We start from the raw sequence: 17,471 nt of genomic DNA on the forward strand, positions 1-17,471 counted from the left end.
ATTTTAATATTCTAAAGGTTTTTAATTGTTTTTGAAAGTAATAAGAATCGGATTTTAAAGTATAAATTGTGATAAATCTTTGTTTTTCACAATATTGTCAAGTTTAGAGTCAATATAAGCAGGAGTGATCTGTATTTGAGCAGGTGAAATATCTGAAGCCTCGTAAGATAGGTCTTCTAAAATTTTCTCCAAAATCGTGTGAAGACGTCTTGCTCCGATATTATCGGTTTCTTGGTTTACCTGATATGCTATATCCCCAATTCTTTCAATTGCCTCATCTGAAAAAGAAATAGTTACTTCTTCAGTTAATAACAAAGCCTCATACTGCTTTATTAGCGACTGATGAGGTTCCTTTAGAATTCGGACAAAGTCTTCCTTCGTAAGCTTCTCAAGCTCTACACGAATTGGAAAGCGTCCTTGAAGTTCAGGGATTAAATCAGAAGGCTTAGACATATGGAAAGCACCAGCAGCAATAAACAATATATAATCTGTTTTTACTGCTCCATATTTTGTCGTAACTGTTGAACCTTCTACAATTGGTAATATATCTCTTTGTACCCCTTCACGAGATACATCAGCAGAAGAGCTTCCACCATTTTTGCTAGCGATTTTATCCATTTCATCTATAAAAATAATACCTGTTTGCTCCGTCTTTTCAATGGCAATTTGTGACAACTCATCGTTATCTATTAATTTACCCGCTTCTTCTTGAATTAATACTTTTCTAGCGTCTCTTACTTTCATTTTTCTTTTTTTCTTTTTCTTAGGCATTAAGTTAGAAAGAGCATCCTGCATATTCATGCCCATGCTTTCCATTCCTCCACCTTGTAGTGCGTCGAATAAAGATGGTGACTGTTCTGTCACTTCTACCGTTACTATTTCATCCTCTAACTTGCCATCTCGTAAATCTTCGGCAATTTGTGAACGTTTTATACGTACATCTGTATCCTCAGTGTCTGATGAATCATCTTCAGGCTTTCCACCAAATAAAGCTTCAAATGGATTTTGTCCCGCATTCTTCTTTTTAAGAGAAGGTACAAGAAGCTTTACAATAGCATCATTGGCTAAACGTATAGCCTGATCCTTAACTTCTTCCATTTTTTCTTCTCTTACAATACGAATAGCAGCTTCTACTAAGTCTCTAACCATAGACTCTACATCTCTACCTACATACCCTACTTCTGTAAATTTAGTCGCTTCTACCTTTACAAAAGGGGCTTTTGTTAGCTTGGCAATCCTTCTTGCAATTTCAGTTTTCCCTACACCTGTAGGTCCAATCATCAAAATATTCTTCGGGATTACTTCTGCTTTCATTTCTTCGTTTAACATTTGTCTTCTATAACGATTGCGTAAAGCAACTGCTACAGCCTTCTTTGCTGTTTCTTGGCCTACAATATATTTATTTAAGTGCTCTGTTATTTGTTTAGGGGTTAAGTTAGTTTCCTTCATGTTCACCTAATACCTCCACAATTATTTGATGGTTTGTAAACACACAAATGTCTGCAGCTGTGTTCAAAGCAGCCTCTGCAATTTCCTTTGCAGTCAACTTGTCTCCAGCGTATTGTTTTAATGCTCTTCCTGCTGCTAATGCATAATTACCACCTGAGCCTATTGCCAAAACACCGTCATCAGGTTCTATAACCTCTCCGGTACCAGAGACAAGCAACAAGTGCTTTTTATCCATTACTAAAAGCATCGCTTCTAATTGGCGAAGCATTTTATCTCCACGCCATTGTTTAGCTAACTCTACTGCTGCTCGTTGAAGATTACCATTGTACTCTAACAATTTTCCTTCAAACATCTCGAAAAGCGTAAAAGCATCTGCAACAGAACCTGCAAAACCTGCTATAACCTGACCATTGAATAATCTTCTAACTTTTTTTGCTGTATGCTTCATTACCACTTGATTTCCTAAAGTAACTTGACCATCGCCTGCCATTGCATAGCTTCCATTATGACTAACTGCAAATATAGTAGTTGCATGAATTGAACCCATTGTATGACCTCCTGTAGTTACGCCCTTGGGTGGGCATTCATATATGTCTTTCTTAAATGCTCTTTCGTTACGTGAGTATAAACCTGAGTCGAGGAGAGATGAGCGTGCCCTAGCAGCTCTTGGACACTTCTTAAATCAGCACCATTGTTAAGTAGGTGAGTAGCAAATGTATGGCGAAGCATATGGGGATATATAGTTGTATGCATAGAAGCTTTTTTAATCATACTATTCAAGATATAACGCACCCCATCAGTAGTGAGATGCTCACCTCGATTGTTCACAAATAAGTATGGATGAGAAGTTTTTTTCATCAGCTTAGGTCGGCTATCGTGCATATACTCTTCAACTGCAGCAAGTGCATAGTCTCCCACTGGTATGTATCTCTCTTTTCTTCCTTTACCCATAACCCGCACTACACCATAACTACTATCTATATGACTGTTTTCAATGGAAATAAGTTCGCTCACACGCATCCCAGTTGCATATAATAATTCAAGTATGGCAATATTTCGAACAGACAATAGATCTGTCCCTTTATTTTTCTCGAATAACTTTTCCATTTCCTCTTCATAGAAAAATTGTGGTAATCTCGTTTCTTTTTTCGGATGATACAAAGACTGAAAAGCATCGTCTCGAATACTATATTCCTTGTTTAAAAATTTGTAATAAGATCGGATTGACGAGATTTTCCTAGAAATAGACGTTCTTGCTAATTTTTCATCATACAACTTAGTAATATACAACCGAGCATGAATATATTCAACGTCATTTAATTCTTGGACACCCTCCGCCTCTATAAACTTTAAAAATTGAATAATATCTTTTTCGTACTCTCGAACTGTTAGATTAGAATAATTTTTTTCTAATTGTATATGTGCAATAAAAGAATGAAGTTCCTCTTTACCAATCACAAGTAACCACTCCAATTCATCTATTGTAAAAGCCTCTAAAAGTATACAACTTTTTAGAGGCTTTTAGCAATTATATCGATGTACTTTTCATAAAATTTTGAATCGTTGTTAGCGCTCGATTAGCCATCTGCTCTGTGCGTACTTTCTTATCTCTTACTTTAGGTTGTAGCTCTGGGAACAAGCCAAAGTTAATATTCATTGGCTGGAAATTTTTCGGATTGGCTTCTGTTATATAACGGGCCATGCTCCCTAGAGCCGTCTCGGCTGGGAATACAACTAGTTCTTCACCTTTTGCCAATTTCGCAGCGTTTATGCCAGCTAATAACCCACTTCCAGCTGATTCAACATAGCCTTCAACACCTGTCATTTGACCAGCAAAAAAGATTTGTTCGTTAGCTTTTAGCTGATATGTTGGCTTTAAAACATATGGCGAATTAATGAACGTATTGCGATGCATTACTCCATATCTTACTATCTCCACATTTTCTAATCCAGGAATTAGCTTTAATACTTCTTTTTGTGGGCCCCATTTTAGATGTGTTTGAAACCCTACGATATTGTAAAGTGTGCCTGCAGCGTCATCCTGTCTCAGTTGGACTACAGCATATGGTCTTTTGCCTGTTTTAGGATCTTCTAGGCCAACCGGCTTCATAGGACCAAATAGCAACGTCTTTCTGCCTCTTGCAGCCATGACCTCTACTGGCATACAGCCCTCGAAATAAATTTCCTTTTCGAATTCCTTCAATGGTACAACCTCTGCCTCAATAAGAGCATCATAGAAGCGATTAAACTCTTCCTCAGTCATTGGGCAGTTTAAATAAGCTGCTTCCCCTTTGTCATATCTAGATTTCAAGTATACTTTGTCCATATCGATACTATCTTTTTCTACGATAGGTGCAGCGGCATCATAGAAGTATAGATAATCCTGACCTGTAACCACTTTTACCTTCTCTGCAAGAGCTGGCGATGTTAAAGGACCTGTAGCGATCACTGTAATACCCTCTGGTATTTCAGTTACTTCTTCATTTACAATCTCAATTAATGGATGGCTTCTAATAGAATCAGTAACTCTACCCGCAAAATCATGTCTGTCTACGGCAAGTGCACCACCTGCAGGAACACTACTATTGTCCGCTGAGGAGATGATTAGAGAATCCAACATACGCATTTCCTCTTTAATAACCCCAACAGCATTTGTTAAGTTGTTTGCTCTAAGAGAGTTTGAGCAAACAAGCTCAGCAAACTTATCTGTATGGTGAGCTGGCGTCTGTTTAACAGGTCGCATTTCAAAGAGACGTACTTTAACTCCTCTGCTAGCTATTTGCCAAGCAGCCTCACTTCCAGCTAAACCTGCTCCAATAACGTTTACTATTTCAGTCATGTCGTATCCTTCTTTCTAGCTTTGCGGATCTTCCTTATAATCACACGCAACACATTGTATTTGTATTCCTTTTTTCAGCTTCTTCTCTACTAGCATTTCATTACATTTTGGACACTGTCTACTAATTGGCTTATCCCAAGAAAGAAACTCACATGTAGGATACTGATTGCAGCCATAGAATAAGCGTTTTGTTTTACTTTTACGCTCAACAATTTGCCCTTCCTCACATGATGGACATTTCACGCCAATTTCTTTAACAATTGCTTTTGTATTTCTACAGTCCGGGAAATTACTACATGCCATGAATTTTCCGTAGCGACCAAGCTTGTACACCATCGGAGAACCACATTCTTCACAATCCTCACCGGTAGGTTCATCTTTTATTACGATTTTTTCCATCTCTGCTTCCGCATGTTCCAAGTGTTTTTCAAACTCTACATAGAAAGCATCGATTATTTTCTTCCACTCTACTTGACCTTCTTCTACACTATCCAAATCTCGTTCCATTTGAGCAGTAAACTCAATATCTACTATTTTGGGGAAGAATTCTGATACAAGCTGATGGATAATTGTTCCTAACTCGGTTGGAACGAACCTCTTTGTTTCTAGAGCAACATAGCCTCTTTTTTGAATTGTATCTAAAGTTGGAGCATATGTAGATGGTCTACCTATGCCTAGTTCCTCTAACGTTTTAACAAGTCTCGCCTCTGAGTAACGTGGTGGTGGCTGTGTGAAATGCTGCTTAGGCTCTATTTCTGTAGCGCTTACTTTATCTCCTACTTCCATTGCAGGCAACAATTTATCTTTGTCATCTGTTTGGTCGTCCGAGCCTTCTACATAGACCTTCATAAAACCAGCAAATTTCACCTGAGAACCATTAGCTCTAAAAATGACTTCTCCATTTTTCAAATCTACTGCAACTGTATCCAAAGTTGCTGGAGCCATTTGACTTGCAACGAATCTTTCCCATATAAGTTTATACAAGCGGAAAAGATCTCGAGATAATATTGCCTTTAACGAATCAGGTGTTCTTAGTATGTTTGTAGGTCGAACAGCTTCATGAGCATCTTGGGCCTTTTTATCTTGCTTCTCCGCTTTCTTAGTCGAAAGAAACTCTGAGCCATATTCACTTTTTATAAATTCAGCAGCGTCTGCCTTCGCTGTATCCGAAATTCTAGTAGAATCCGTACGCATATAAGTTATAAGACCAACAGTGCCTTCTTTTTTACCAAGGTCAATTCCTTCGTAAAGCTGTTGAGCAAGCATCATTGTTTTTCTAGCTCTAAAGTTTAATTTTCTAGCTGCCTCTTGCTGTAGTGAGGAGGTAGTGAATGAAGGCGCAGGATTACGCTTTCTTTCTTTTTTAGTAACATTAGTAACATCAAACTTTTTACCCTTCATGAGATTTAATACAGCCTTAACCTCATCTTCATTGGTAAGCTTTGCTTTTTCTTTTTCTTTGCCAAAGTAAAGAGCTTCGAATGCTTTTTTACCTTTTTCAAATTTACCCTCGATAGACCAATATTCCTCTGGGATAAATTTTTCGATTTCTCGTTCACGATCAATTATTAGACGCAGAGCAACGGATTGTACACGACCTGCTGAAAGACCTTTTTTAACTTTCTTCCATAGAATAGGACTGATATTATATCCTACTAGACGATCTAGAACTCGTCTTGCCTGTTGGGCATCTACTAAATCCTTATCAAGCGGTCTAGGATGCTTAAATGATTCTAGTATAGCATCTTTTGTTATTTCGTTAAATACAACACGACAGTCTGACTCTAAATCTACGTTTAGAGATTTTGCTAAATGCCAGGCGATTGCTTCCCCTTCTCTGTCGGGGTCAGCCGCGAGATAAACTTTCTTTGCTTTTTTGGCCGCATTTTTTAAATCCTGTAGGACTGGCCCTTTACCACGTATTGTAATATATTTTGGCTCGTAATTATTTTCTACATCGACACCCATTTGACTTTTTGGTAAATCTATAACATGTCCTATCGATGCTTTTACTTTATATTTCTTTCCTAAATATCGCTCAATCGTTTTTGCCTTCGCTGGCGATTCTACTATAACTAAATAATCCGACATAGATGTGCCTCCTTATAGAAGGTAACTCGCTTCAATCTGCAAAACAAATACCTGTTGCAAAATGTATAACAGTTTCTTAGTAATTGCAAGACTTTTCAATTCTAAATTTAAAATTTTATACTTTTTATCTCATTTCCTCGAGAATTTGGTGGCCATCCCAAATAGGCTTTGCCCCTTCTAGTATCAAGTGATGTGGGCCTTCTGATAGGTCTGAATGAATAGATCCTGGAACTGCGAAAATTTCTTTTCCATTTTCTAAGGCATGCTCCATTGTAGAAACTGTACCACTCTTCTTATGTGCCTCTGTAATAACGACACCTAACGACAAACCACTAATAATCCGGTTTCTCATGGGGAAATTCCACTTTTTTGGAGTAATATAGGGAGGGTATTCAGTTACTAGTAGGTGACTCTTCGACATAAAGTTCGCTAAATCCTCGTTTTCTTTTGGATAAATATTAGAAAAACCTGCGCCTAATACCCCAATAGTTTTTCCGCCCATTTCTATTGTTTTTCTATGGGCCAGCGTGTCCGCACCTCTCGCGAGACCACTTACAATAACATAATTTTGTTGAATTAGAGGGGGTAGTATTTTTTCTATACTTTTTTCTGAATAGGAAGTTGCCTTTCTAGAACCAATTATAGCAATCTTTTTAATGTTAGCTAGTAAGCTTACATCTCCTTTAGTATATAAAATCACTGGAGGATCATATAATTTCAAAAGACTTTCTGGGTAATAATTATCATTATAAACGATTGGGAGAATATTATGTTTCTCATAGGTTTCAAGAAGAGGGTGATAAACTAACTCTTTATACATATTTTTCAAGTGAATAGCTCTTTCAATGGGAATGTTACACAATTTAGCAAGAAGGGTTGGTTGGATGTTTTCTAGTTGGGATAGGTCGGGATCTATTTTTAGAAGTGGAATTACTTTAGGGAGAGGTACAGGAAACACATAATGTAGAGCGAGTAATCTTCTTTGGAAAGTTTGTTCTATCATCAATTAACCCCTTTTATGAATTTTTTTATAAGAAAAGTATGAGCATGTGTATGCCCTATGGGTAATTATTAGTTTATAAAAAGTACGACCCATCATTCGATGAGCCGCACTTTTTTAATTAATGTGTTTTACAAGCGTCGTAAATTCCTGCTTCTTTAATAGCTTCGATTAACGTTTCGCCAATTACAGATGGAGTAGCAGCCACTTTCATACCAGCAGCTTCCATTGCTTGAATTTTGCCTTCTGCCGTACCTTGGCCACCAGAGATAATTGCTCCAGCGTGACCCATACGTTTTCCAGGAGGTGCAGTTTGTCCACCAATAAATCCTACTACTGGTTTCTTCATGTTAGCTTTGATCCATTCAGCAGCCTCTTCTTCAGCAGTACCACCGATTTCTCCGATCATTACTACAGCGTAAGTATCTTCATCTTCGTTAAATTCTTTTAACACGTCGATAAAGTTTGTACCATTTACAGGGTCTCCACCAATACCTACAGCAGTCGTTTGACCGATGCCTGCTTGAGTCAATTGATGAACCGCCTCATATGTTAACGTACCAGAACGTGAAACTACGCCTACATGTCCTTTTGTATGGATATATCCAGGCATGATTCCGATTTTACACTCATCAGCTGTAATAACACCTGGGCAGTTTGGTCCCACTAAACGTGTTTTCTTGCCTTCCATATAGCGCTTAACCTTTACCATATCCAATACAGGAATATGCTCAGTAATACAAATAGCCATATCTAGCTCAGCGTCAACAGCTTCCATGATTGCATCAGCAGCAAATGGAGCAGGTACGTAGATTACAGATACATTAGCCCCTGTGTCTTTAACAGCATCCGCTACTGTATTGAATACAGGTACGCCTTCTACTTCTGTTCCACCCTTACCAGGAGTAACCCCAGCAACGATTTTAGTGCCGTATTCTAGCATTTGTTTTGTATGGAAAAGAGCAGTTGAGCCCGTAATTCCTTGAACAATTACTTTAGTATCTTTATTAATATATACGCTCATTTTATGTCCCTGCCTTTCTTATCCTACAAGATTAACGATTTTTTGAGCACCGTCTGCCATTGAATCTGCTGCAACAATATTGATGCCTGATTCATTTAATAATTTCTTACCTAAATCTACGTTTGTACCCTCTAAGCGAACAACTAATGGCACTTGAAGTCCAACTTCTTTTGCAGCAATGATAACACCTTCTGCAATTACGTCACATTTCATAATACCACCAAAGATATTAACAAAAATACCTTTTACATTTTTGTCAGCTAAGATAATTTTGAATGCTTCTGTAACCTTTTCAGCTGTAGCACCGCCCCCAACGTCCAGGAAGTTAGCGGGTGAGCCGCCGTAGTAGCTAATTGTATCCATTGTTGCCATAGCTAGACCTGCTCCATTAACCATACATCCGATGTTTCCATCTAGTGAAATATAACTTAGGTCATATTTAGATGCTTCGATTTCTTTTGGATCTTCTTCATCATAGTCACGTAACTCTAAGATGTCCTTGTGTTTGTATAAAGCATTACTGTCAAAGTTAAACTTAGCGTCTAATGCTAATACATTGTCATCCTCAGTTACTACTAATGGATTGATTTCAACGATAGAAGCATCTTTTTCATTGTAAACTTGGTAAAGACCAAGCATAAATTTAGCTGCTTTATTTACAAGTTTAGCCGGAATGTTCATATTGAAAGCCATTCTACGAGCTTGGAAACCAGTTAATCCTACTACAGGATCAATTTCCTCATAGAATAATTTTTCTGGAGAATTTGCTGCTACTTCCTCAATGTCCATACCGCCTTCTTCAGAGCCCATTAATGTTACACGAGATGTTGAGCGGTCTAAAACTAAACCTACATAATATTCTTTTTTAATTTTACTACCTTCTTCGATAAGTAGACGCTTGATCTCTTTACCTTCTGGTCCTGTTTGGTGAGTTACTAAAACTTTACCTAAAAGCTCTTTTGCATATTCACGTACTTCGTCTAAATTCTTTGCAATTTTTACCCCACCAGCTTTACCGCGTCCACCTGCGTGAATTTGGGCTTTAACAACAATAACGTCAGAACCTAATTCCTTAGCGGCCTCCACTGCTTCTTCTGGTGAAAAAGCAACGATTCCGTTAGAAACTGCTACGCCATATTGTCTAAGGAGCTGTTTACCTTGATATTCATGGATATTCATTTATACATCCTCCCTCAAACTTATGTCACTATTTGCTACCTTTATCATTGTAATAAAGCTGTCACAAATTGTCCATAAAAGTATTATAACTACAAAAAACATAGAATATTCAATCTTTAGAAATCGACAATGCACTTCCTATTTTGCTAAAATATTTGTTCAAAATAAGCTTATACGACACCGATTTACAAAAAAGATTATTTTCTATCCGTAGCTTCTAAATCTTTTATAGAACTTTCTCTAGCATAATCTATTCTGTGATAAAAAGGACAAAATATTACTTCTCTCCTCTTTCTTTATCTACCCTATACACAAATGCAAAAACCTCTGCAACCGCCTGATAAAGTTCTTCGGGTATGGATTGGTTAATATCTAGCTTTCCTAGCAGTTCTACTAGACTAGCATCCTCTTGTATCGGTACAGAATGCTCCAATGCCTTTTCTAATATATTCTCTGCTATTTTCCCTTTCCCCTTAGCTACTACAGTAGGAGCATCCGATTGACCAGGCTTATATGTTAAGGCAATAGCTTCTTTCCTTTTAAACTTACCTTCTGTCATATCCTAATATCCACTCCTTGCTCTTTGGAGGAAGATGAGTTATTTGGCCATAAGCTCGACATTTTTTGTTGTGCAAAGGTTTTTATAAAAATCCCAGACAATTGATAACCAGCAGTTGCCAATCCCTCCTTTAATGTAGGCTTAAGTTTGTTAGCTATCGTTTCAATCGTCTGATCATCATTAAAGAGGTTAATCGTCACTATTTTATTTTGGACTTGCATATCTACTACAGTTTCTTTAAGTGAATCTAATTGAAGGTAAAACATTATTCGAGCAAAATCCGAATCTATTTTCCCATCTTCCTTCATTCTCCCATTCCATTCAAGAGTTGCATCCATTCGCTTACCTAAAAATTCTAAAGGAACTTGCATTAATAATTGATGTTGGGGACCATTTTCTCCCGACAAGAGCTGCAAACCATTCATTCGACTAATAATCGATTCGGCTCCATCTCTGACAATAGCCGATATATTAGGCATTTGTAGCAATTCTACAAGTTGCGGTTTTAGCTGGCTTGCTAGTTGACGCACTTCATCTTTCCCGCTTGCTAACTTTCCCTCATAGCTATATCCAAGCATTTTTAGCGTTTCTTTCATTGCCATTTCAAAAGCTTTACCATCTAGTTGACTTAGTACTGTTTGCTCTGCTTGGTTTCTAAACTGGATAAGAGGAGAGTCCTTATTAAGATTGGTTAATTGCTCTAAAGTTTGATTAATGGAATTAATAGTCATTCCTTTTCCCAATATAGACACTAAATGATCTTTTGGTGTAAGACCGTTTGAGTCGATTTTAAAAACTGCTTGCTGGCTTTGCTCAGAGAAGACCTTAACTAATGAATGAGCTACTAGATTAGGTTTTGCTTCTCCTTCTTTAATATTCATTAAAACTTGTTCCTTTTGAGATGATGATAGCAAAGGCTGATTTTGAATCCAGCTTCGCAACTGCTCAACAACCAGTTTATTTTCTATATTTGGCTGCATTAATTTGCTAATGATTTCTCCTGCCGTTTGTTTTAATGCTGGGTTATTTGAAATTGGCACTGGATTATTCAATGTCGCCTCAGAAGGTAAGATAGAAGCGTTTATAAGCTGTTGTAATATAGGTAAACGAACAGCAGATGGAAGCTGTGTATTTAGAAGAGTTTGTAATTGTTTACCTAATAGAGCACCTGCTACAGGAAGATGAAAAGGTTCCCCTATCTTCTGTAGGTTTTGGACAATAGCTTCTTTTTGTGATGGAGAAAGTTGTTGTTCCTGCTGTAATGCAGTTTTCAAATTAGTTATAAGTGAAGGAAAACCAGTAGTAGTTTTACCACTCAATAAAGTATCAAACATTTTAGACGTCATTGGAATTTTTAACTCTATCATTTTTTGAATTGCTTCTAGTCCTCCTTTTAAGGTGGCATTAGGAGGTAAATTCTTAATCAGCTGTTCAGCCTGTATAAGTATTTCCTTAGAGATAGGTAATTGTTCTTTTATAAAAAATTGAATGATTGCCTGCATCTCACTTGATTTACTTAAATTCATTGCCTGGAGCAATTGCTGAGACTGATGGGCAAGTGAATTTCCTCCACTTAAGGGACCAGTCACAACTTTGAGCTGAATTTCAGGTGCTGCCTTTGTTACTTGAAAGAAATGAGCATCCCCAGTTTTTAAAGGCGTTTCAAGTTTTGCGATTATCTTTTGGTTCCCTATTTGAATTTCTGCTGTTTGATTTGGGAATAGGTTTTTAATTGTTCCATGTATGACTTGTCCTTCTTTCATAGGAACTGATACCTTCGATGAAATAACATTTGGTGCGTTCAATTGGATGGACGAAAAAGAAGGTCCACTCATACTTTCACCTCGCTTTTTAATATAGATTTAATCGGTTCAAAAGTTTTTCGATGATGCTCACTTGGACCATGCTGCATAATCATTGCTATATGCTCCTTTGTACCATAGCCTGCGTGTTTATTGAAAAGATAGACAGGATACTTCTCGTGAAGTTTATCCATATATTCATCTCTTGCTGTTTTTGCCAAAATAGAAGCAGCTGCAATTGCTAAACTTTTAGCATCTCCTTTAATAAGGGAGTGATTTTCTATATCTATTGGTAGTTTCATAGCATCTACCAATACAACACTCGGTTGGATTTTTAAGCTAAGCACAGCTTCTGACATCGATTGTTTTGTTGCTTCATATATATTTAGCGTATCAATTTTTTCAACTGATTGAAAATGTATGAAGTAACTAATAGCATTCTCTTTTATTTTCATAGCTAATTCATTTCTTTTTGCTCTGGATATTTGTTTAGAGTCATTTAATCCTATTAAGTTATTTGTATCTTCTCTTAAAATAACCGCGGCAGTTACAACTGGACCTGCTAGCGGCCCCCTTCCGGCCTCATCTACGCCCGCTATTAGTCCACTTCGATTAACAACAAAATTTTTATCAAACATTACCTTCTCAATATGAGCTTCTTTTTCTAGTTTTTGGACTTGTTGTTTTCTCTTCCAGCTTTCCAATAATTTCTTTGCTCCAGCCCGTTGATCTTCTTCAAGTTCTTTAAACCAGTCTTCTGTGCCATCTGCAACTATTAATTTTTCTTTTATTTCTTGTAAACGTAACATTAAAATCACTTCAGCTTTCTTTTGCTTTCTGTATGTATCGGTTAAAAATATTATAAATCGAGAAAACCCTCTTTACCAGAAGGTAAAAAGGGAATTTTTTCACTCATATTCATCTACAAAATCGAAGGTCAGCTTACCTAATTGCTGATTTCTTATATCACGAACAATTAGCTCAGCCACTTGATCATAGTCAATTTCACCGCCGGATGCAAAGCATCTTCTGAGTTTACCAATATGATCAAAAGTGTCTACTAAATCCTCACTGATTTTTGTAATATTATATCGCTCTTCCATTCTCTTTGGATAATGTTCTTCTAAAAAACGTAGCCCATATACTGCTAAGTCTTCCATGTTGATAACAGCATCCTTAATGGCGCCAGTTAAAGCAAGTTTATAGCCTATTATTTGGTCTTCAAATCTAGGCCATAAAATACCCGGCGTATCTAATAGCTCTATTTCCTTTTCTACTTTAATCCATTGCTGTCTTTTGGTTACACCTGGAGTGTTTCCGGTTTTAGCAATATTCTTTTTGGCAAAGCGATTAATTAAAGTAGATTTTCCAACATTCGGAATGCCTACAATCATAGCTCTAATTGGTCTAGGTTTAATCCCACGTTCTTTCATACGGTCCCATTTAGGCTTTAAAAGCTCTTTAGAGGCTTTAAAAACCGCTTGGAGTCCTTTCCCTTCCAAAGAGTTTATTGCAACAGTAGGGTGCCCTTTTGACTCGAAATAAGCTATCCATTTTTTGGTTTGCATATCATCAGCCATATCCACTTTGTTTAGAATAAGTAGTCTCGTTTTTTGATGGACTACCTCGTCTAACATAGGATTTCTTGAAGACAATGGTAAACGTGCATCTATCAGTTCAAAAATAATGTCTACAAGCTTTAGATTCTCGGTAACTTCTCTTCTTGCTTTGGCCATATGACCTGGAAACCATTGTATTGTCATATTGCACCTCCTTCTTAAAGCACTAGCTATTTTCTAATAGCCGGGAAGAAGAATCACCTTCTTACGCACTACTTTGGTTATTTTACAAAACCAGCCTCACCAATTGGCCAAAATACTAAATTTGTTTTCCCTATAATTTCATCGATTTCAATTAAACCGATCATTCGGCTGTCTTTACTGTATAAGCGGTTGTCTCCCATAACGAAAACATATCCTTCTGGGATTTTCTTGTCTCCAGTAATACTTTCAAGCGTAAAGTCCCCAGTTAATGTTCCTTCTGTTAACTCGCTCTTTTTTTGTTCTAAATAAGGCTCAGCAACTTCTTTTCCGTTAATGTAGAGCTGGTCGTTTTTATACTCGACATGATCGCCAGGAAGCCCTATTACACGTTTTATATAGTTTTTCTGCTCAGGAGCATGAAAAACTACGATATCAAATCGTTTTGGTTCACCGACCACGTAACCAATTTTATTCACTAACATACTATCCCCATTTTCTAAGGTCGGCATCATAGATTCTCCGTCCACAATTATAGGGGTAAATAAAAAGAGTCGAATTAATGCTGCAAGTCCAAAAGCTATTAATAAAGCTTTCGACCATTCCCATAACTCATTCTTTTCTTTTTGTGCTTGTCCCATTCACTTGCCCCCTTTATATACTCTTATATTGTACAAGGAAAATGTAAGAGTGGCAAAATAAAATCGTCTAAATTCCGTATATATAGAGAAAATATCTAAAATAAAAGGATATGTTAAAGGGTAGGGTTGATTTATGATGCAAAGAAATATTTAAATCATAAATTAGAATTGATTTCCGCACCAGCCGGACGCTTTCCACGGGGGGAGCGATAAATGGGAACAGCTTTAGCATCGATAAAGCGCTAATAAATTTTACTCGCATAAACAAAGCTGAAAAACTGTCACCAACCCCAATTTCATAATATGTTCTTAATAGCCATTTGAATTTTACTTTTTTAATGTTTACAGTCACTATAAAAAAGAATTGTTAGTCAAAATCAAACAATAACAAAGCTAAATAAAATGATCGATGGAGATGATTTCTTAATTCCTTTTATAAAAATCACAATCAATCTCAAAGATAACTTTGAATATGCTTCCCAATTAGTATATGTATTAAATTGCTACTCTTGGCCGATACGTTCTGCTAGTTACCTCACTTTGAAAACACTGACGGGTTATCTTAACAACTACTTTAAAAATAGATAATCTATATTCTTCTCTTAAATACAATAATTATCCACAAAGAAAAAAATGTTGCAGCAAAAGTGAGATCACTTTTTCCTGCAACATTCACATCAGGCAATTTTGCCTTACTTACACTATTAGCGACGCTCTTTAATACGAGCAGCTTTACCGCGTAGTTCACGTAGGTAGTACAATTTAGCACGACGAACTTTACCACGACGAATAACTTCTAGGTTAGCAATTTTTGGTGTGTGTACTGGGAAAGTACGTTCTACACCAACACCGGAAGAGATTTTACGAACTGTAAAAGTTTCGCTAATTCCGCCTCCACGACGTTTAATTACAACACCTTCGTACATTTGGATACGTTCGCGAGTTCCCTCAACAACCTTAACGTGTACACGAACTGTGTCACCTGGGCGGAATGTAGGAAGATCTGTACGTAATTGATCTTTTGTGATTTCTGAAATAATGTTTTGCATCATTTTCTCTCCTTATATAGAATGCTCTTACACACATAGCTGTTGCAGCGGAACACCCAAAATCAGTACTTCACATAAAAGTACATAGTAAAATATATCATATTGACTGGCTATATGCAATTATAAATTATAACTCTTTTAATTGAAGCATTCTTTTTTCAGTATCTGTTAGTTCTGCATTTTCTAGAAGGTCTTTCCTTCTTTCGAACGTTCGTTTTAGAGACTGCTCTCTTCTCCATTGGTCGATAGCTGCATGGTTTCCAGACAGCAACACATCTGGAACCTTGTAGCCGCGATATTCTACTGGTCGAGTATAATGTGGATGCTCTAGCAAGCCCGTAGAAAAAGAATCTTGCTCATGGGAAGCAGCCTTGCCAAGAACATTGGGGAGTAATCTCACAACACTATCTACTACAGTCATAGCAGCTAATTCTCCACCGGTTAAAACAAAATCTCCAATTGAAATTTCGTCTGTAACTAAATGCTCCCTAATTCGCTCATCGTAGCCCTCGTAATGACCACATATAAAAACAAGCTCCTCTTCCTTCGCTAATTCCTCTGCTTTTTGCTGATTAAAGCGTTCTCCTTGGGGGCAGAGCAATATAATCCGTCTGTTCCCACTAGAGCTTGGAGGAAGAGCCTCAATGGCGTTAAAAATAGGTTCTGGCTTTAATACCATCCCTGCCCCACCACCATAGGGATAATCATCAACCTGATGATGCTTGTTACCAGAATAGTCTCGGAAGTTTACTACATCAATCGATACCTCATTTTTATCCTGCGCTTTTTTCAAAATAGATGAGTTGAACACTCCCGTGAACATCTCTGGAAAAAGCGAAAGAATATGAATTTTCATCATGACAATAAACCTTCCAGTACCTCAATCGTGATTTCTTTTTTATCCACATCTATTTTTTTCACTACATCCTCAATATATGGAATATAGTGTGTCTTCCCTTTGACCGGCTGCACAGTCCATACGTCATTTGCTCCAGTTTGAAGTATTTCAGTAACGGTTCCAATTGTCTCACCCTCGGTAGAAACAATCGTACAGCCAATAATTTCATGATAGTAGTATTCATTTTCTTCTAACTCTGTTAGATACTTCTCAGATACTTTTAACGTTGCATCACGAAAGCCTTCTACATCTTTCAGTAAGGTATAACCGTCAAAAGTTAACAAATCAAAATTTTTATGCTTACGGTAGCTGGTAATTTTAACGATGATTGGTTTAGATCCATCTTTTTTAAAAAGACCAAGCTCATTTCCTACCTGATAACGCTCATCTGGAAAGTCAGTAGTAGAAATGACACGAACCTCTCCCCAAATTCCGTGGGTATTGACGATTTTTCCAACATTGTACCATTCCATTGAATAAATTCCTCCTATCAAAAAAGGAAGAACAAAGTGTTCTCCCTCTTCTCATATTACATTTACCTCTTTAGAATTTCTTCCCTGAGGTATTAGCTTCACAAGTGAAGTTAATCTAATATATCGACATATGTTTTCTTTTGGTGACTGCCTGCTGCTGAGTAAACAATTGTACGAATAGATTTAGCTACTCGGCCTTGTTTGCCAATTACTTTTCCCATATCTTCAGGATGAACAGAAAGTTTGTAAACTATACGGTTTGCACTTTCGTCCTTTACCACCTGAACTTTGTCTGGATAATCAACTAATGGTTTAACGATTGCTTCGATCAGCTGCTTCACAATGTCCCCTCCGATTATTTGCCGAGTTTTGCGTTATGGAATTTTTCCATGATTCCTTGTTCAGAGAACAAGTTACGTACTGTATCAGATGGTTTCGCACCATCTTGAAGCCATTTTAACGCTAATTCTTCGTTAATTTTAACTTCTGCTGGTTTAGTAAGTGGGTTGTAAGTACCTACTGTTTCAATTTGACGACCGTCACGTGGTGAGCGAGAGTCTGCTACTACAATACGATAGAAAGGAGATTTTTTAGCTCCCATACGTTTTAAACGAATTTTAACTGCCATTTTTATTGCACCTCCGAATAGTTTCACACAAGATAGTATATTATCAAGGTTTTAAATGTTTGTAAAGTGTTTTTTCTTA

At 37.1% G+C, this 17,471-nt stretch carries 18 protein-coding genes; all 18 read right to left on the bottom strand.

From position 1 onward, the window contains the following. Positions 1 to 54: 54 nt before the first annotated feature. The 18 genes from hslU to rpsP all read right to left on the bottom strand — a co-directional run bounded on the left by hslU (position 55) and on the right by rpsP (position 17,392). Positions 55 to 1,449 carry an ATP-dependent protease ATPase subunit HslU gene (gene hslU, locus M3627_RS02825; protein ID WP_169358712.1) on the bottom strand — a complete coding sequence of 465 codons (1,395 nt, stop codon included), beginning with the start codon at positions 1,447 to 1,449 and terminating at the stop codon, positions 55 to 57. Continuing rightward, positions 1,436 to 1,996: an ATP-dependent protease subunit HslV gene (gene hslV / locus M3627_RS02830; RefSeq protein ID WP_169358586.1), complete on the bottom strand. Its 561-nt coding sequence runs from the start codon at positions 1,994 to 1,996 to the stop codon at positions 1,436 to 1,438. Before hslV ends, hslU begins: the two co-directional genes overlap by 14 nt. Positions 1,997 to 2,013: 17 nt before the next feature. Then, entirely contained in the window at positions 2,014 to 2,922 is a 909-nt protein-coding gene (xerC, locus tag M3627_RS02835; protein ID WP_251552913.1) for a tyrosine recombinase XerC, read from the bottom strand. Between the two features lie 55 nt (positions 2,923 to 2,977). Beyond that, positions 2,978 to 4,288, bottom strand: coding sequence for an FADH(2)-oxidizing methylenetetrahydrofolate--tRNA-(uracil(54)-C(5))-methyltransferase TrmFO (gene trmFO / locus M3627_RS02840; RefSeq protein WP_169358585.1), 1,311 nt, complete (start codon positions 4,286 to 4,288; stop codon positions 2,978 to 2,980). 15 nt (positions 4,289 to 4,303) lie between these two features. Continuing rightward, positions 4,304 to 6,379: a type I DNA topoisomerase gene (gene topA / locus M3627_RS02845; RefSeq protein ID WP_251552914.1), complete on the bottom strand. Its 2,076-nt coding sequence runs from the start codon at positions 6,377 to 6,379 to the stop codon at positions 4,304 to 4,306. 124 nt (positions 6,380 to 6,503) lie between these two features. After that, positions 6,504 to 7,382 carry a DNA-processing protein DprA gene (gene dprA / locus M3627_RS02850; RefSeq protein WP_251552915.1) on the bottom strand — a complete coding sequence of 293 codons (879 nt, stop codon included), beginning with the start codon at positions 7,380 to 7,382 and terminating at the stop codon, positions 6,504 to 6,506. Positions 7,383 to 7,500: 118 nt separating this feature from the next. Then, entirely contained in the window at positions 7,501 to 8,403 is a 903-nt protein-coding gene (gene sucD, locus M3627_RS02855; protein WP_169358582.1) for a succinate--CoA ligase subunit alpha, read from the bottom strand. Between the two features lie 18 nt (positions 8,404 to 8,421). Beyond that, a complete protein-coding gene (gene sucC / locus M3627_RS02860) occupies positions 8,422 to 9,582 on the bottom strand; it encodes an ADP-forming succinate--CoA ligase subunit beta (protein WP_169358581.1) in 1,161 nt (386 codons plus the stop codon). 277 nt (positions 9,583 to 9,859) lie between these two features. Continuing rightward, positions 9,860 to 10,141 carry an EscU/YscU/HrcU family type III secretion system export apparatus switch protein gene (locus tag M3627_RS02865; RefSeq protein WP_169358580.1) on the bottom strand — a complete coding sequence of 94 codons (282 nt, stop codon included), beginning with the start codon at positions 10,139 to 10,141 and terminating at the stop codon, positions 9,860 to 9,862. Then, positions 10,138 to 11,976: a hypothetical protein gene (locus M3627_RS02870; RefSeq protein WP_251552916.1), complete on the bottom strand. Its 1,839-nt coding sequence runs from the start codon at positions 11,974 to 11,976 to the stop codon at positions 10,138 to 10,140. Before M3627_RS02870 ends, M3627_RS02865 begins: the two co-directional genes overlap by 4 nt. Continuing rightward, positions 11,973 to 12,752 carry a ribonuclease HII gene (locus M3627_RS02875; RefSeq protein WP_251552917.1) on the bottom strand — a complete coding sequence of 260 codons (780 nt, stop codon included), beginning with the start codon at positions 12,750 to 12,752 and terminating at the stop codon, positions 11,973 to 11,975. Before M3627_RS02875 ends, M3627_RS02870 begins: the two co-directional genes overlap by 4 nt. A 99-nt stretch (positions 12,753 to 12,851) precedes the next feature. Then, positions 12,852 to 13,706, bottom strand: coding sequence for a ribosome biogenesis GTPase YlqF (ylqF, locus tag M3627_RS02880; RefSeq protein ID WP_169358577.1), 855 nt, complete (start codon positions 13,704 to 13,706; stop codon positions 12,852 to 12,854). A gap of 77 nt (positions 13,707 to 13,783) precedes the next feature. Beyond that, on the bottom strand, positions 13,784 to 14,344 hold the full coding sequence (lepB, locus tag M3627_RS02885) for a signal peptidase I (RefSeq protein WP_169358576.1): 561 nt from the start codon (positions 14,342 to 14,344) through the stop codon (positions 13,784 to 13,786). Positions 14,345 to 15,048: 704 nt separating this feature from the next. After that, entirely contained in the window at positions 15,049 to 15,393 is a 345-nt protein-coding gene (gene rplS / locus M3627_RS02890; protein ID WP_169358710.1) for a 50S ribosomal protein L19, read from the bottom strand. A gap of 127 nt (positions 15,394 to 15,520) precedes the next feature. Next, positions 15,521 to 16,249 (bottom strand): tRNA (guanosine(37)-N1)-methyltransferase TrmD, encoded by a 729-nt coding sequence (gene trmD, locus M3627_RS02895; RefSeq protein WP_169358709.1) that lies wholly within the window; start codon positions 16,247 to 16,249, stop codon positions 15,521 to 15,523. Next, complete coding sequence (gene rimM / locus M3627_RS02900; RefSeq protein WP_251552918.1) at positions 16,249 to 16,764, bottom strand: ribosome maturation factor RimM; 516 nt, start codon at positions 16,762 to 16,764, stop codon at positions 16,249 to 16,251. The genes trmD and rimM overlap by 1 nt, the downstream gene beginning before the upstream one ends. Positions 16,765 to 16,874: 110 nt before the next feature. Next, positions 16,875 to 17,105, bottom strand: a complete 231-nt coding sequence (locus M3627_RS02905) for a KH domain-containing protein (RefSeq protein ID WP_169358574.1) — start codon at positions 17,103 to 17,105, stop codon at positions 16,875 to 16,877. 14 nt (positions 17,106 to 17,119) lie between these two features. Continuing rightward, complete coding sequence (gene rpsP, locus M3627_RS02910; RefSeq protein WP_053590001.1) at positions 17,120 to 17,392, bottom strand: 30S ribosomal protein S16; 273 nt, start codon at positions 17,390 to 17,392, stop codon at positions 17,120 to 17,122. Between the last annotated feature and the right edge of the window lie 79 nt (positions 17,393 to 17,471).

Source organism: Psychrobacillus sp. MER TA 171 (assembly GCF_023713305.1).
Lineage (GTDB): Bacteria > Bacillota > Bacilli > Bacillales_A > Planococcaceae > Psychrobacillus.

Coding starts and splice junctions, on each gene's coding strand:
- hslV (WP_169358586.1), bottom strand. CDS start 1,996: ATGGGTTCAATTCATGCAACTACTATATTTGCAGTTAGTCATAATGGA.
- sucC (WP_169358581.1), bottom strand. CDS start 9,582: ATGAATATCCATGAATATCAAGGTAAACAGCTCCTTAGACAATATGGC.
- hslU (WP_169358712.1), bottom strand. CDS start 1,449: ATGAAGGAAACTAACTTAACCCCTAAACAAATAACAGAGCACTTAAAT.
- M3627_RS02875 (WP_251552917.1), bottom strand. CDS start 12,752: ATGTTACGTTTACAAGAAATAAAAGAAAAATTAATAGTTGCAGATGGC.
- rpsP (WP_053590001.1), bottom strand. CDS start 17,392: ATGGCAGTTAAAATTCGTTTAAAACGTATGGGAGCTAAAAAATCTCCT.
- M3627_RS02870 (WP_251552916.1), bottom strand. CDS start 11,976: ATGAGTGGACCTTCTTTTTCGTCCATCCAATTGAACGCACCAAATGTT.
- dprA (WP_251552915.1), bottom strand. CDS start 7,382: ATGATAGAACAAACTTTCCAAAGAAGATTACTCGCTCTACATTATGTG.
- sucD (WP_169358582.1), bottom strand. CDS start 8,403: ATGAGCGTATATATTAATAAAGATACTAAAGTAATTGTTCAAGGAATT.
- rplS (WP_169358710.1), bottom strand. CDS start 15,393: ATGCAAAACATTATTTCAGAAATCACAAAAGATCAATTACGTACAGAT.
- topA (WP_251552914.1), bottom strand. CDS start 6,379: ATGTCGGATTATTTAGTTATAGTAGAATCGCCAGCGAAGGCAAAAACG.
- M3627_RS02865 (WP_169358580.1), bottom strand. CDS start 10,141: ATGACAGAAGGTAAGTTTAAAAGGAAAGAAGCTATTGCCTTAACATAT.
- trmD (WP_169358709.1), bottom strand. CDS start 16,249: ATGAAAATTCATATTCTTTCGCTTTTTCCAGAGATGTTCACGGGAGTG.
- lepB (WP_169358576.1), bottom strand. CDS start 14,344: ATGGGACAAGCACAAAAAGAAAAGAATGAGTTATGGGAATGGTCGAAA.
- rimM (WP_251552918.1), bottom strand. CDS start 16,764: ATGGAATGGTACAATGTTGGAAAAATCGTCAATACCCACGGAATTTGG.
- trmFO (WP_169358585.1), bottom strand. CDS start 4,288: ATGACTGAAATAGTAAACGTTATTGGAGCAGGTTTAGCTGGAAGTGAG.
- ylqF (WP_169358577.1), bottom strand. CDS start 13,706: ATGACAATACAATGGTTTCCAGGTCATATGGCCAAAGCAAGAAGAGAA.